Source organism: Azospirillum thiophilum, assembly GCF_001305595.1.
In the GTDB taxonomy this organism is placed as follows: Bacteria; Pseudomonadota; Alphaproteobacteria; order Azospirillales; family Azospirillaceae; genus Azospirillum; species Azospirillum thiophilum.
This window is the reverse complement of record NZ_CP012401.1, coordinates 1228590-1241971: the sequence shown is the minus strand read 5'-3', so window position 1 is coordinate 1241971 and position 13382 is coordinate 1228590. Positions and strand designations below refer to the sequence as shown.

General features: G+C 66.8%; 14 protein-coding genes. 5 read left to right on the top strand and 9 right to left on the bottom strand.

The window, feature by feature from the left end:
• The first annotated feature begins 34 nt into the window (after positions 1-34).
• The 3 genes from AL072_RS05725 (at position 35) to AL072_RS05715 (ending at position 2177) form a co-directional block, all read left to right on the top strand.
• The gene (locus AL072_RS05725) at positions 35-229 is read left to right on the top strand and encodes a hypothetical protein (RefSeq protein WP_045581147.1); all 195 of its coding nucleotides are present in this window, start codon (positions 35-37) and stop codon (positions 227-229) included.
• Between the two features lie 160 nt (positions 230-389).
• Entirely contained in the window at positions 390-884 is a 495-nt protein-coding gene (locus AL072_RS05720; RefSeq protein ID WP_045581148.1) for a lysozyme, read from the top strand.
• Positions 885-1103: 219 nt separating this feature from the next.
• A complete protein-coding gene (locus tag AL072_RS05715; protein WP_045581149.1) occupies positions 1104-2177 on the top strand; it encodes a COX15/CtaA family protein in 1074 nt (357 codons plus the stop codon).
• Between the two features lie 32 nt (positions 2178-2209).
• Here the strand turns inward: AL072_RS05715 and AL072_RS05710 are convergent, their stop codons facing one another.
• The 8 genes from AL072_RS05710 to ccoN form a co-directional block, all read right to left on the bottom strand.
• Positions 2210-2905 carry a Crp/Fnr family transcriptional regulator gene (locus AL072_RS05710; protein ID WP_245636777.1) on the bottom strand — a complete coding sequence of 232 codons (696 nt, stop codon included), beginning with the start codon at positions 2903-2905 and terminating at the stop codon, positions 2210-2212.
• 149 nt (positions 2906-3054) lie between these two features.
• Entirely contained in the window at positions 3055-3258 is a 204-nt protein-coding gene (ccoS, locus tag AL072_RS35505; protein ID WP_082108843.1) for a cbb3-type cytochrome oxidase assembly protein CcoS, read from the bottom strand.
• A complete protein-coding gene (locus tag AL072_RS05705) occupies positions 3164-5686 on the bottom strand; it encodes a heavy metal translocating P-type ATPase (RefSeq protein WP_045581151.1) in 2523 nt (840 codons plus the stop codon). The genes ccoS and AL072_RS05705 overlap by 95 nt, the downstream gene beginning before the upstream one ends.
• Positions 5687-5728: 42 nt before the next feature.
• Positions 5729-6259, bottom strand: a complete 531-nt coding sequence (locus tag AL072_RS05700; protein ID WP_045581152.1) for a FixH family protein — start codon at positions 6257-6259, stop codon at positions 5729-5731.
• A 343-nt stretch (positions 6260-6602) separates the two neighbouring features.
• Complete coding sequence (ccoP, locus tag AL072_RS05695) at positions 6603-7493, bottom strand: cytochrome-c oxidase, cbb3-type subunit III (protein ID WP_045581153.1); 891 nt, start codon at positions 7491-7493, stop codon at positions 6603-6605.
• A 3-nt stretch (positions 7494-7496) separates the two neighbouring features.
• Positions 7497-7658, bottom strand: a complete 162-nt coding sequence (locus tag AL072_RS05690) for a cbb3-type cytochrome c oxidase subunit 3 (RefSeq protein WP_045581154.1) — start codon at positions 7656-7658, stop codon at positions 7497-7499.
• Positions 7659-7673: 15 nt separating this feature from the next.
• Complete coding sequence (gene ccoO / locus AL072_RS05685; protein ID WP_045581155.1) at positions 7674-8414, bottom strand: cytochrome-c oxidase, cbb3-type subunit II; 741 nt, start codon at positions 8412-8414, stop codon at positions 7674-7676.
• A 21-nt stretch (positions 8415-8435) separates the two neighbouring features.
• On the bottom strand, positions 8436-9932 hold the full coding sequence (ccoN, locus tag AL072_RS05680) for a cytochrome-c oxidase, cbb3-type subunit I (protein ID WP_045581156.1): 1497 nt from the start codon (positions 9930-9932) through the stop codon (positions 8436-8438).
• 409 nt (positions 9933-10341) lie between these two features.
• On the opposite strand from ccoN, the gene AL072_RS05675 reads away from it, so the two are divergent.
• Together AL072_RS05675 and AL072_RS05670 are read left to right on the top strand one after the other, a co-directional pair.
• Positions 10342-10725 (top strand): hypothetical protein, encoded by a 384-nt coding sequence (locus tag AL072_RS05675; protein ID WP_245636776.1) that lies wholly within the window; start codon positions 10342-10344, stop codon positions 10723-10725.
• A 59-nt stretch (positions 10726-10784) separates the two neighbouring features.
• Positions 10785-11996 (top strand): class I SAM-dependent rRNA methyltransferase, encoded by a 1212-nt coding sequence (locus AL072_RS05670; protein ID WP_045581158.1) that lies wholly within the window; start codon positions 10785-10787, stop codon positions 11994-11996.
• A 28-nt stretch (positions 11997-12024) separates the two neighbouring features.
• On the opposite strand, the gene AL072_RS05665 is transcribed toward AL072_RS05670, so the two are convergent.
• Positions 12025-13380 (bottom strand): class I SAM-dependent RNA methyltransferase, encoded by a 1356-nt coding sequence (locus tag AL072_RS05665; protein ID WP_045581159.1) that lies wholly within the window; start codon positions 13378-13380, stop codon positions 12025-12027.
• Between the last annotated feature and the right edge of the window lie 2 nt (positions 13381-13382).

Genomic DNA, 13382 nt, shown 5'->3' with positions numbered 1-13382 from the left:
TATCGAATACCCCTGAAGGAATGCGAGGAACGCAATGACGGCAAAGCGCGGGGCTGAAAGTTGGAAGAATCAGGGTATCCGGCGCGTATCGGCGCGCCGCCCCATCTGGCGCGGACGCACGGCCAAGCTGGTTGAAGCGTTGTTGGAGTTCACCACCTTGGCCGGGCTGTTGGCGCTGCTGTTCGCGCTGTTCGTCCTGTTCGACGCGGCGCAGAATCCGTCTCCCTGACGTCATCCGCCCGTGCCATGCGCCACCGACGATGACGGTTTTCGTCTGCTTTGGACATTTTGCAACAAAATATTCCCGCATAGGGCGTGCATGACATACTAGCATGCACAAGCAGGGCGGAGACGGTCCGCCCCGCACGTCATCCGGGAGCTTTCGATCCATGACCACCCTGCCGGTCTGCCAAGCCGCGGTCGATCTCGTGAAGCATTTCGAGGGGCTGTACCTCAACGCCTACCTGTGCCCGGCGGGTGTACCGACCATCGGCTACGGTCACACCGCGGGCGTGAAGATGGGCCACACCATCACCGCGGAACAGGCCGATGCCTTCCTCGCCGCCGACCTGACCGAAGCCGCCGGCCATGTCGACGCTCTGGTGACGGTGCCGGTGAATGACGACCAGCGCGGCGCACTATCCTCCTTCGTCTTCAATCTCGGTGCCGGCTCGCTTGCCGGCTCCACCCTGCTGAAGCTGCTGAATGCCGGAGACTACAGTGGCGCCGCCGGTCAGTTCGGCCGCTGGATCTATGCCACCGTCAACGGCAAGAAGACGCAGTTGCCGGGCCTGGTCGCCCGCCGCGCGGCGGAGGAGGCGCTGTTCCAGGGCCAGACCGCGCAGGCGCACGGCGACGTTGGCACCGGCGACGACAGCGCCTGACCCGGTTCCCCGGAGTTTGGCGCCAAGCAGGTTTTCCGAACTCCGACCACCAATGGGCGGGCTCGGAAAACCTGCAAAACCATGAAGTCTGCAGGTTTCTCCAGGCCGGGCCCGTGGTCCGATCTGAAGAAGCCTGCTTAGGCGCAACAGGCGTTTGACGCGGCGGGATGTTCACCCCACATTGGCGAGCATCCTACCGCTGCGCTCCGGAATGCCGCCTTGACCGCCTACGCGACCGACAGCCTCGCCACCGCCGCCCACCCCAACCCGAACCGGCCCATCGCCGTCTGGCTTCTGGTCTGCGCAGCCATGGTGCTGGCGATGGCCGTGATCGGCGCCATCACCCGGCTGACCGAATCCGGTCTGTCGATGGTGGAATGGAAACCGCTGATCGGCATCCTGCCGCCATTGAGCGAGGCGGAGTGGAACCGGGTCTTCGACCTCTACAAGGGCACGCCCGAGTTCCGCATCTACAACAGCCACATGGATCTGGCCGGCTTCCAGTCGATCTTCTGGTGGGAGTGGTTCCATCGGCTGTGGGGCCAGCTGATCGGTGTCGTCTTCCTGGTTCCCTTCCTGCGATTCTGGATGCAGGGACGCATCGCACCCGATCTGTGGCCGAAGCTGGCCGGCCTGTTCCTGCTGGGCGGGCTGCAGGGCGGCATCGGCTGGTTCATGGTGAAGAGCGGTCTGGTCGACGCGCCGAATGTCAGCCATTACCGGCTGGCGCTGCATCTCGGCACCGCTATCGTGATCTACGCCCTGCTGCTGCGCACCGCGCTGGGGCTGCTCGACCCGTTGCCGCTGGCCGGCTGGCGGCCGGAGGCGGCGGCGTTTCGCCGTCATGCCCGCTGGTCGCTGGCCCTGGTCGGCCTCACCATCGTCTGGGGCGCCTTCGTCGCCGGATCGGATGCCGGCTTGGCCTACAACACCTTCCCGCTGATGGCCGGCCACTGGATTCCGCCGGAGGTGGGCACGCTGATTCCCTGGTGGGTCAACCCGTTCGAGAACACCGCGGCGATCCAACTGATCCACCGCGCGCTGGCAATGCTGACCGGTCTGGTGGTGCTGGTCCTGGCAGGCCGCGTCCTGCACGCCCGGCTGCCCGGTCGTGCCGGCCGTGCCGCCTTGGCCTCCGCCGCCATGATGCTGGCGCAGATCGCCCTGGGCATCGCCACCCTGCTGAGCGTGGTGTGGATTCCCGTCGCCGCCGCCCATCAGGCCGGCGCCATCCTGGTGGTATCGATGCTGGTGTGGCTGATGTTCGAGCTGCGGCCGGTGGGGCGGGAGTAGGCAAGCGGGCGTAGCCCGCTTGCCGCCTTCGCTCAGGCGCCTTCGGCCAGATCGTACATCGCGTCGAGGTCGGCAATCATGACCTTGTTGCCTTCTTGGAGCGAGATCACGCCGACCGTCTTCAACTGGGTGAAGGTCCGGCTGACGGTTTCGGTGGTCAGGCCGAGATAATCGGCGATGTCGGCACGGCTCATCGGCACGAAGACCGGGTTTTCCTTGTGCCCGCGCCGGGCGGCACGCTGAGACAGCATCAGCAGGAAGGAGCAGATCTTCTCCTTCGCCGTCTTGCGCCCCAGCAGCAGCATCTGGTCCTGCGCGGCCGCCAGCTCGTTCGACGCCATCGAGAACAGGCGCCGCTGCATCTTGGGAAACTCCTCCAGCAGCGCATCGATCTTCTTGCGTGGGAACCGGCAGAGCGAGGCGCTGGTGACGGTCTCCGCGGTGTAGGCGTAGCTGTCGTTGACGGCCAGCCCCAGGAAGTCGCCGGTGACCAGGAAGCCCGTGATCTGCCGGCGCCCGTCGGGCAGCAGCTTGTACAGCTTCACGGTGCCGGAGGTGACGTTGTAGAGCGCATCCGCCGCATCGCCCTCGGCGAACAGGGTGTGCCCCGAATCGACACGAACATTCTGCAGAATGTCGGCAAGACGGCGCAACTCCTCCGGCTCCAGCGCCGCGCACACCGTCAGGCTGCGCACGGGACAGGCCCCGCAGGGATTCAGTTCCGTCATAGCGCTCTTATCGCGAGCGCGAACCATATCGAAGGGTGGCATGGACGAACCCAGCCTTTCATTCCGCATGGGCTCATATTGGTGGCAATCGCCGAGAATCGCAACCTCGCACGCATACAACCTTTTCTTTGCCCATACGGCATTTGGCACTATTGTCGCCGACCACCCTCCGGCGCGGCGACCGCGTCAGTGCCAGGGCGGACGGGCTGGGCCGGATCGTCGTCGAACAGGACGCGATGGGCCGCTCCGTCCAGATCGTCAAACTGGCCGGATTTCAGCGCCCACAGAAAGGCCGCCAGCCCCAGACCGCCCAGGCTGAGAGCAATCGCGATCAGATAGAGAAGTTCGTCCATCACCCGAATCCTTGCTCGGCAAGTCCCGGACCGGCGTATCCCGGACGGGAAGATCCTTGATCACGGCGCCGCGGGCCAGCCGCAGCGCGTTCAGAATGACGATCAGCGACGACGACGACATGGCCAGCGCGGCCAGCAGCGGCGTCAGCATCCCGCCCATCGCGAGCGGCACGGCGCAGAGATTATAGACCAGCGCGATACCGAAATTCTGCTTCACCAGACGGCCGGACCGGCGGGAGACCTCGACCGTCTCGACGATCGGGCGCAGCAGCCGGCCCTGGAACACCACGTCGGCCGCGGTCTGGCTGACATCCATCGCGGTCGACGGCGACATCGACACCGCGGCGGCGGCCAGCGCCGGCGCATCGTTCAGCCCGTCGCCGACCATCAGGACGGTGCGGCCCTGCGCCGCCAGCTCGGCCAGTGCCGCGGTCTTGTCGGCCGGAGTCTGCTCGGCCCGCCATTCGGCAATGCCCAGCCGCTCGGCCACCGCCGCCACGGCCCCCTTGCGGTCGCCCGACAGCAGCCGCACCTCCAGCCCACGCGCCTTCAATGCCGACACCACCACGGCGGCATCCGGACGGGGCGCGTCGAGGAAGGTGAGTCGCAGCGGCTCCGCACCCGGGCGGGCCAGCCACAGCTCCGGCCCTGCCACATCCTCCGCCTCCAATGGGGCGCCGGTGAAGCGGCGGCTGCCCAGCCGAACCTCGCCGTCCGGCGTCTCCAGCATCAGGCCGGCGCCGGCGATCTCGCGCACGCCGGCGGCAACCGGCACCGCCGGCACGGCGGCGGCAAGCGCACGGGCCAGCGGGTGGCGGCTTGCCGCCACCAGCGAGGCTGCAAGCGCCAGATCCTCCGTCGCCACCCCGTCCAACTGCGGCACGGGCCGCCCTTCGGTCAGGGTGCCGGTCTTGTCGAACACCACGGTGTCGATGGTGGCGAGCCGTTCCAGCGCGGTCGGGCTTTTCAACAGGGTGCCCTGGCGCATCAGCCGCCCGCTGGCGATCACCTGCACCACCGGCACCGCCAGCGCCAGCGCGCAGGGACAGGTGATGATCAGCACGGCGATGGCGTTCATCAGCGCATCCTGCCACACCGCCCCGCCCAGCAGCATCCAACCGGCGAAGGTGGTCAGCGCGGTCAGATGCACCACCGGGGCGTAGAGGCGCGACACCCGGTCGGCGACGGCGACATATTTGGCGCGGCCCTGCTCCGCCACCTCCATCAGCCGGACGATCTCGGCCAGCAGCGTGCCCTCCCCCACCGCGGTGACGGTCAGGCGCAGGGGAGCCGTCAGGTTGAGGGTGCCGGCGAAGACCTGATCGCCCGGCCGCGCGGTCCCCGGCACCGTCTCGCCGGTGATCAGCCCGGTGTCGAGGTCGGATACGCCGTCGGACACCCGACCGTCGACCGGAATGCGTTCCCCCGCCGCGACCAGGATGGTGTTGCCGGCGGCGACCTGTTCCGGCGCCACCACGGCGCTGGTCCCGTCCTCGCGCAGCACGGTGACGGCGTTGGCGCGCAGCCCCAGAAGCTGCTCGGCCGCGGAGCGTGCCCGGCCGCGCGCCCGCTGGTCGAGGTAACGGCCGATCAGCAGGAAGAACAGCAGCATCACGCCGCCGTCGAAATAGGCGTGCTCGCCACTGTTGATCGTCTCGAACAGGCTCATGCCGGTGGCGAGCAGGACGCCGATGGTGATCGGCACATCCATGTTGGTACGGCCATGGCGCAGCGCGCCGAATGCCGAGCGCGCGAAGGGACGCAGCGCATAGGCGATTGCCGGCATGCAGATCAGCGCCGATACCCAATGCATCAGGTCGCGGGTCGCGGTGCCCATGCCCTGGCTGTGGCCGGCCCACACCGACACCGACAGCAGCATGACGTTGCCCATGGCGAAGCCCGCGACCGCCATGGCGCGCAGCAGTTCCTTCTCGCTCTTGGCCTGTTCGCCGCCCAGCCGGTCCGGATCGAACGGGACGGCGCGGTAGCCGAGCTGCGCCACGGTGCCGACCACGGCGTTGGCGTCGGTCGACTTCGGATCCCAGCGCACCGTCAGCCGGCGCGTGGTCATGTTCATGCGCGCCTGCCCGATCCCCGCCTGCCGGCTGAGCGCCGATTCGATCAGCCAGACGCAGGCCGCGCACTGCATGCCGTCGACCATCAGGTGCAGGCTGCGGGTGCCGTCGGCCTCGTCGCGCGCATGCGGCTCGTAATCCACCGCCGGAGCATCGTCGGGGCGTAGCGGACGCGCGGTGGGATCGACGCTGCGGCGCTCGTAATAGCGCTCCAGCCCCAGCCCGCGGACAAGGTCGTAGGCGGCGGCACAGCCGGTGCAGCAGAAAGGGCCCGCGCCATCCGTGGAGACGGTCGCAGCAGAGGTTTGCCCGCTTTCGCCCAGGTCTTGTCCGCAATGGAGGCAGGCGGTCATCTCACATCACCCCGGAGGTCTCGATCCGCAACCCGCGCCCGGTCACTGGATCCAGACGCGCTTCTGGTCCTGATAGTCGCCGGTGGCATGGGTGATGACGAACCGCATGTCCCACTGGCCTTCCAGGTCCAGCTCCACCGGAGCGCCAAAGCGGCCTTCGCCCAGATAAGGCAGTGACAGGGTCTTGTCGTGCCCTTCGGCGGTTGGGCGGATCATCCTGACGGTGACGGCGGCGTCGTTCAGGACTCGGCCTTCCTTGTCGCGGGCGGTGATGGCGATCACGGCCTTGCGCGGTTCGGTGCTGGTGAAGTCGGCCTGCACCTGCCAGCCACGTTCGGCCTGGGCACGGGCGCCGGCGAGATCCCGATTGTAACTGATGCCCTTGAGGAAGTGATTCTCGGTCTCCACCCCGGTCCAGCTCGACACCGCGAAATGGACCATGATCGCGTTCACCGTCAGCACGACCATGAAGAGGCCGACGAAGATCCAGGGAATGTACCATCCCTTCTGGCGGGGCTGCCTGGCGCGCTTCGGAGCGGCGTGGCGGTTTCCGGTGGTGGAACTGATCGTCATGGTCGGCGGCTGCCCTTTGGCTGGTCGGCGGCAGGAGACGCGTGCGGAACGGCCGGCAGCCGGTCGCGCGTTCCCCGGGCCGGGAACGGGGGTGAAGGTAAATCGGTGCGGCTCGCGGTGCAAAGCATTGCGGGGCGCGGCCGAATATCTGCCGGCGGAGGCCACTATGGCGACCGATTGCCGCAGGCACATTGCGCTAAATCAAATGACAGGAAGTTCACGAACCGACACCGGAGCCGCAATTCCTCAAAAGAAAAAGGCCTAAAAAGACAAGGGCGCCGGGGAGTTTCCTCCCCGGCGCCCCATCCGGCCGGTTCCCGTATCAGGCTTCCGGGTCGAAGGCTTACTTGCCGCCGCCCAGATTGTGGACGTAGACCGCCAGCGACTTGATCGTCGCGTCGTCCAGACGCTTCGACCAGGCGGGCATCACGCCGGCGCGGCCGTTGGTCACGGTCTCCACCAGCGTGGCCTTGTCGCCGCCATAGAGCCAGTTGGCCTGTTTCAGCGGCGGAGCGCCGACACCGTCGAGACCGGCAGCGACCGACCCCTGGCCCACGTCGCCATGGCAGGCGGCGCAGTTCTCCTCATAGACGGTCTTGCCCTTGGCGACCTTGCCGGCATCGGCCGGCTTGGCGTTCAGCGACAGCACATACTCCGCCACCTGATCGATCTGGTCGCGGTTGAGGATGCCGTCCTTGCCGAAGGCGGTCATGCCGGTGCCCGGCGTGCCGCGGGTATCGCCGTCGTCGGATCGGATGCCGTGCTGGATGGTCGTGTAGATGTCGGCCGAGGAACCGCCCCACAGCCACACGTCGTCGGCCAGCGTCGGGAAGCCCTTGGCACCCTGGCCGCCGGCGCCGTGGCAGGCGGCGCAGTTCTCGTTAAAGTAGGAGCGGCCGCCGGCCATGGCGAAGCCCAGCAGGTCCTTGTCCTTCTGGATTTCGTCGACCGACTTGGCGGCGATGGCGGTCAGGTACTTGGCCTGACCGGCCTTGGCCTCCGCCATCCTGATGTCCAGTTCTTCGCGCTGGGAATATCCCAGGATGCCCTTCGTGTAGGTCTTGCCCAGCGGCCAGGCCGGGTAGAACACGTAGTACACCATCGCCCAGGCGATGCAGACGTAGAAGAGGTACAGCCACCATTTCGGCAGCGGATTGTTCAGCTCGCGCAGTCCATCCCACTCGTGGCCGGTGGTCTCGACGCCGGACAACTCGTCCTTATAATTCTGTGCCATGGCCTAAAGCTCCTGACCATCATCCTTGAGCGGGATCTGGGCGGCGTCGTCGAATGAGCGGCGGTTGCCGGGCCACATGGCGTAAACCAGGATGCCCGTCAGCAGCAGCATCAACCACACCGTCCAGAACGACCGAAGCATCACCGTGATCGAATCCAAGTCCATGGATTCCTCCCCCGATTACTGCTGAAGCTGCTTCGGCGACTGGTACTTGGTGAAATCCACCATGGTGCCCAGTACCTGCAGGTAGGCCACGAGAGCGTCCATTTCGGTGACGGTCTTGTTGCCGGTGAAGTTCGCGACCACGGCCTTCGGATAGCGCTTGGCCAGGCCGGCGGTATCGCCGTCCGGGTTCTTCTGCGCTTCGAGGTCGGCCTTGGCGTTGGCGATCTGCTCGTCGGTATAGGGAACGCCGACGATCTTCAGGGTCTTCAGGTGATCGGCGATGTCGGCGTAGTTCAGCGGACGGTCCTTCATCCAGGCATAGCCCGGCATGATCGACTCCGGCACGACCGCACGCGGGTTCACCAGATGGGCGACCTGCCAGTCGTTGGAGTATTTGCCGCCGACACGGGCCAGATCGGGACCGGTGCGCTTGGAGCCCCACTGGAACGGATGGTCGTACATCGACTCCGCGGCCAACGAGTAGTGACCATAGCGTTCGACCTCGTCACGGAACGGACGGATCTGCTGGCTGTGGCAGTTGTAGCAGCCTTCGCGGAAGTAAATATTCTGACCGGCCAGCTCGAGCGGCGAATAGGGACGGACCCCCTCCACCTTCTCGATGGTCGATTCGATCGTGAAGAGCGGAACGATCTGCACCAGACCGCCGATCGACACGGTGATCAGCACGAGCACGATCAGCAGAAGGGTGTTCCGCTCGATCAGGTCGTGGCTGAAGCCCTTTTTATCCTGAGCCATTTCTCGCATCCTTCCCTAGCGTCAGGCCGCGCCGACCGTCGCCTTGTGCGGCGTGGTGACATAGGGCTTCTCGATGCGGACATCGCCCTTCGCCGTGCGCCACAGGTTGTAGACCATGATCAGGGCGCCGGTGACGAACAGGACGCCGCCCATCGCGCGGATCACGTAGAACGGGTGCATCGCCGCGACGGTCTCCACGAAGGAGTATTGCAGGAAGCCCAGGTTGTCGTAGGCGCGCCACATCAAGCCCTGCATGATGCCGGACACCCACATGGCGGTGATGTAGAGCACGATGCCGATGGTGGCGGTCCAGAAATGGTAGCTGACCAGACGCAGGCTGTAGAGCTGCGAGCGCTTCCACAGCACCGGCACCAGATAATAGATGGCGCCGAAGGAGATGAAGGCGACCCAGCCGAGAGCGCCGGAATGCACATGGCCGACGGTCCAGTCGGTGTAGTGCGACAGGGCGTTGACCGGCTTCACCGACATCAGCGGACCTTCGAAGGTCGACATGCCGTAGAAGGCGACCGAGGTGACCAGGAAACGCAGGACCGGATCGGTGCGCAGCTTATCCCAGGCGCCCGACAGGGTCATGATGCCGTTGATCATGCCGCCCCAGGACGGCATCCACAGCATGATCGAGAAGGTCATGCCCAGCGTCTGCGCCCAGTCCGGCAGCGAGGTGTAGTGCAGGTGGTGCGGACCGGCCCAGATGTAGAGGAAGATCAGGGTCCAGAAATGGACGATCGACAGGCGGTAGGAATAGACCGGCCGCTCGGCGCGCTTGGGCACGAAATAATACATGATGCCCAGGAAGCCGGCGGTCAGGAAGAAGCCGACCGCGTTGTGGCCGTACCACCACTGCACCATCCCGCTCTGCACGCCCGACACGGCGCTGTAGGACTTCATGCCGAACAGCGACACCGGGACGTTGACGTTGTTGCCGATGTGCAGGATGGCGACGGTCAGGATGAACGCCATGAAGAACCAGTTCGCCACATAGATGTGCGACTCGCGCCGCGTCATCACCGTGCCGATGAACTGGACGGCGTAGAGCACCCAGGTGACCGTCAGGTAGAGATCGAGGATCCACTCGGGCTCGGCGTATTCCTTGCCCTGGGTATAGCCCAGGGCGTAGCTCAGCGCCGCGAGCACGATGAAGACGTTGTAGTTCCAGAAGATGAACTTCGCCAGCCCTTCGCCCCCGAAGAGATGCTGACGGCAAGTCCGTTGAACAGAATAAAGCGAAGTGGCGAACAGCACATTGCCGCCGAACGCGAAAATCACCGCCGAAGTGTGGACCGGGCGCAGGCGCCCGAAGCTCGTCCACTCCAGCCCGAGATTCAGCGCCGGGAAGGCCAGCTGCAGAGCGATGAAGGTACCGGCCAGGAAACCGATCACGCCCCAGAACACTGCAGCGATAACGAAGAGTCGGATGGCGTCCTCATGGTAACGCACGTCTTCCGACACCCGCTGGCTGCCCAGGGTGGCCCCTGAAGTCAGAGTCGCTGATGTCATACAATCTCTCCCGTTTGCCCCGGTCGGCCGTGAGGCCGCGCCGTCTGGGTTGCACCACCACTGGGTACGTACTGTTAAGGAGCGGGACAGGTTGCAGCCGGCAATGCCGAGCGGACGCCGGACGCGCCTGTCTCCAATGCGCACACTATGTGTAGGGGGGGCCGCAGCAACATTGATCTACGTCAACGACCCTTGCGGCCCCGGGCTGCCATCGTTCAGTGTCCTCGCAATCGGCCGGACTGAAATGGACGACTGTTTCATCGCGAAACCCCTTGGTCGACGCCAGATCGACCAGGCCTACCCATTGGTCTGCGCCATCGCTCCCGGTCTGGAGGTGGACCGGTGGCGCGCATTTGCCGCAGCCATGCTGCAGGGTGCAACCGACGGAGGAAGCGCCAGGGGGAGCGCCGTGCCCGCGACCACCGGGATCATGACGGTGCAGAACGCGCAAGGTTACCTGCACGGCCTGTTTTCCTATGCGGTCGAGCCGCATCTGCGCCACGGCCGCATCCTGACCGTGGACAATTTCGTGGTGCTCGACCTGTTCGACATCGCCGGCATCGCCGAAACGCTGCTGCGGGCGATGGAGGGGCTGGCACGCCGGCTCGGCTGCGCCGCCATCCACACCACTCTGCCGGAGCGCTACATTCCCGTCGATTCCCGCCGCAACCCGATTCCGGACTGCTTCCTGAGCGAAGGCCACCGGCAGGAGACGGTCCATTTCTGCAAGAACCTGGCCGTGGTCAACGACAACGCCCCGGCGGCGCCGGAGGGCCGGCGCGAGGCCGAGTAGCCGGGGGCCGCGACGCGATGCCATTGCGCGCCGGCGATTTGCCGCTAGGATGCGGCTCCATGAGCGACACCGGCACCAAACCCGTCAAGAAGTACCCGGCGATCCACCTTCAGGCAGGCCGCCAGCGGCGCGTCATGCTTGGGCATCCCTGGGTCTATTCCAACGAAGTCCAGATGGATGCCACCGCCAAGGCGGTGGAGCCCGGCAGCCCGGTGCGGCTGCTGGATCCCGGCGGCACGCCGCTGGGCATCTACACCTTCAACCCGCACACGCTGATCGCGGCAAGGCTGCTGTCGAACGACCCGGCGACCGTGGTGGAGCACGGCTTCATCGCCGGCCGGCTGCGGCGTGCGGTGGAACTGCGCGAGCGGCTGTTCTCCCGCCCCTTCTACCGCGTCGTCCATGCCGAGGCCGACGGACTGCCCGGCCTGATCGTCGACCGCTTCGGCGACGTGGTGACGGTGCAGGCCAACTCTGTCTTCATGGACCGGCGGATCGACGACATCCTGGCCGCCATCGACGACGTGCTGGCGCCGCGTGCAGTCATCCTGCGCAACGACGGCACCCAGCGCGCGCTGGAAGGGCTGGCGGAGGAGACCCGGCTGGCGAAGGGCGAGATCGACGGGCCGATCCGTCTGGAGGAAAACGGCGCGACCTTCTTCGCCAACCCGCTGGACGGCCAGAAGACCGGCTGGTTCTACGACCAGCGCGACAACCGGGCCTTCATCGCCTCGCTGGCGAAGGGCGGCCGGGCCATCGACTTCTACAGCTACAATGGCGGCTTCGGCATCCAGTGCGCCGTGGCCGGCGCCACCCAGGTCGTCGCCGTCGACCGGTCCGCCCTGGCGCTGGAGAATGCGACCCGCGCCGCCGAAGCCAACGGCGTCGCCGACCGCTTCGAAGCCCGCCGCGCCGACGCGTTCCAGGAGATGGAGCGGCTGAACGCCGCCGGCGAGACCTTCCAGGTCGTGGTCGCCGACCCGCCGGCCTTCGTGAAGTCGAAGAAGGATCTCGCCGCCGGCAGCCGCGCCTACCGCAAGATGGCCCGGCTCGCCGCGAAGATCACGGCACCGGGCGGCTATCTGCTCTGCGGCTCCTGCAGCCACAACGTCGACCCGCCGACCTTCGCCGAGCAGGTCGCCCGCGGCCTGACCGACGCCGGCCGCACCGGCCGCATCCTGCGCAGCGCCGGTGCCGGCCCCGACCACCCGGTGCATCCGCATCTGCCGGAGTCGGCCTATCTCAAGGCGATCGTCTTGCAGCTGGATTGAGACGGGGGGCAAGCGGGAGCCCCTCACCTCACCGCTCGAACAGGCCGACCAGTTCCACATGGGACGACCACAGGAACTGGTCGACCGGCCACAGCTTGACCAGACGATAGCCGCCATCCACCAGCACCCGCGCGTCGCGGGCGAAGCTGGAGGGGTTGCAGGAGACGCCGACCACGCGCGGCACCTTGGCCGCGGCGAGTGCCGCCGCCTGGGCCGCGGCACCGGCGCGCGGCGGGTCGAACACGACCGCGTCATACCGGTTGAGTTCCTTGACGCCCAGAGGGTTTTCGAACAGGTCGCGCCGCTCCACCGTCAGCCGCAGCCCCTGCACCGAGCGGCCGAGCGCTGCCACCGCCGCCTCGTCGCTTTCTACCGCATGAACCGCCGCTTGTTGCGCAAGCGGAATGGAAAAGGTCCCGATGCCTGCAAACAGGTCGGCGATGCGCGTCGCCTGCCCCACCCCGTCCCGGACTGCTGCGAGCAAGGCCGCCTCCCCCTCCCGGCTGGCCTGCAGGAAGGCGCCGGGTGGCGGCTGGATCGGAACGCCGGCAAATCGAACGAAGGCCGGACGGCGGTTCGCCACCGGTTCCGGCCCGGCGCGGTCGGTGGGCTGCCAGGAGATGCGGGCCACGTGGTCCGGCTCGAAACCGACCAGCGTCTCCCGCCCAGTGCGGTCCAGACTGTGCGGCCCGACCAGCAACAGGTCGGCACCGCCTTCGAGGTCGGTCAGCACCACGTCCGCGCCGCCACCCTCGGGCAGCAGGTCGGCCAGAAGGCTGCGCAGAGGCTCGACCAGCGCGAAAAGGCGGGGAGTCAGCACCGGACACTCTTCCAGGTCGACCAGCCGATGGCTCTGGCGCTCGTTGAAGCCGAACCAGACACGGCCACCGCGCTTCAGTGCCGCCAGACGGGCACGTCGGCGGGCGGCGGCGGGTGTCCGCGACAGCGGCTCCAACGGCGTATCGCCCAGCCCGACCCGCTCCAGTGCGGCACGCACCATCCCGACCGTCCAGGCCGCATATGTCCCGTCGTCCATATGCTGGAGCGTACAGCCGCCGCAGCGGCCGAAATGACGGCAGGGCGGCGTTTGCCTTCCGGGGCCGGGCTGAAGGATTTCAAGGATTTCAGCCCGTACGCCCTCGCCTTTGCCGTCGGTGTCGGCGACACGTACACGCAGGCGGTCCCCTGCCACGCCGTAAGGCACGAACACCCGCAAGCCGTCGGCAAGCGCCAGCCCATCGCCACGGGCTCCGACGTCGGTGACGACGACCTCCAACTCCCGTGTTTCGGCAGGTGCATGGGAGTTCTTGCGGCCGGGGGAGTGGCCGGGGTAGCGGACTGGCTGGCGTCCCTTCGGGAAGGGACGTTTGGCGGGGCGCGTCATGA

What these genes read in the sequence shown, in the direction of transcription:
- AL072_RS05725 (WP_045581147.1), top strand. Translation starts at nt 35, where the DNA reads ATGACGGCAAAGCGCGGGGCTGAAAGTTGGAAGAATCAGGGTATCCGG.
- AL072_RS05720 (WP_045581148.1), top strand. Translation starts at nt 390, where the DNA reads ATGACCACCCTGCCGGTCTGCCAAGCCGCGGTCGATCTCGTGAAGCAT.
- AL072_RS05710 (WP_245636777.1), bottom strand. Translation starts at nt 2,905, where the DNA reads ATGACGGAACTGAATCCCTGCGGGGCCTGTCCCGTGCGCAGCCTGACG.
- ccoS (WP_082108843.1), bottom strand. Translation starts at nt 3,258, where the DNA reads ATGGACGAACTTCTCTATCTGATCGCGATTGCTCTCAGCCTGGGCGGT.
- AL072_RS05705 (WP_045581151.1), bottom strand. Translation starts at nt 5,686, where the DNA reads ATGACCGCCTGCCTCCATTGCGGACAAGACCTGGGCGAAAGCGGGCAA.
- AL072_RS05700 (WP_045581152.1), bottom strand. Translation starts at nt 6,259, where the DNA reads ATGACGATCAGTTCCACCACCGGAAACCGCCACGCCGCTCCGAAGCGC.
- ccoP (WP_045581153.1), bottom strand. Translation starts at nt 7,493, where the DNA reads ATGGCACAGAATTATAAGGACGAGTTGTCCGGCGTCGAGACCACCGGC.
- AL072_RS05690 (WP_045581154.1), bottom strand. Translation starts at nt 7,658, where the DNA reads ATGGACTTGGATTCGATCACGGTGATGCTTCGGTCGTTCTGGACGGTG.
- ccoO (WP_045581155.1), bottom strand. Translation starts at nt 8,414, where the DNA reads ATGGCTCAGGATAAAAAGGGCTTCAGCCACGACCTGATCGAGCGGAAC.
- ccoN (WP_045581156.1), bottom strand. Translation starts at nt 9,932, where the DNA reads ATGACATCAGCGACTCTGACTTCAGGGGCCACCCTGGGCAGCCAGCGG.
- AL072_RS05670 (WP_045581158.1), top strand. Translation starts at nt 10,785, where the DNA reads ATGAGCGACACCGGCACCAAACCCGTCAAGAAGTACCCGGCGATCCAC.
- AL072_RS05665 (WP_045581159.1), bottom strand. Translation starts at nt 13,380, where the DNA reads ATGACGCGCCCCGCCAAACGTCCCTTCCCGAAGGGACGCCAGCCAGTC.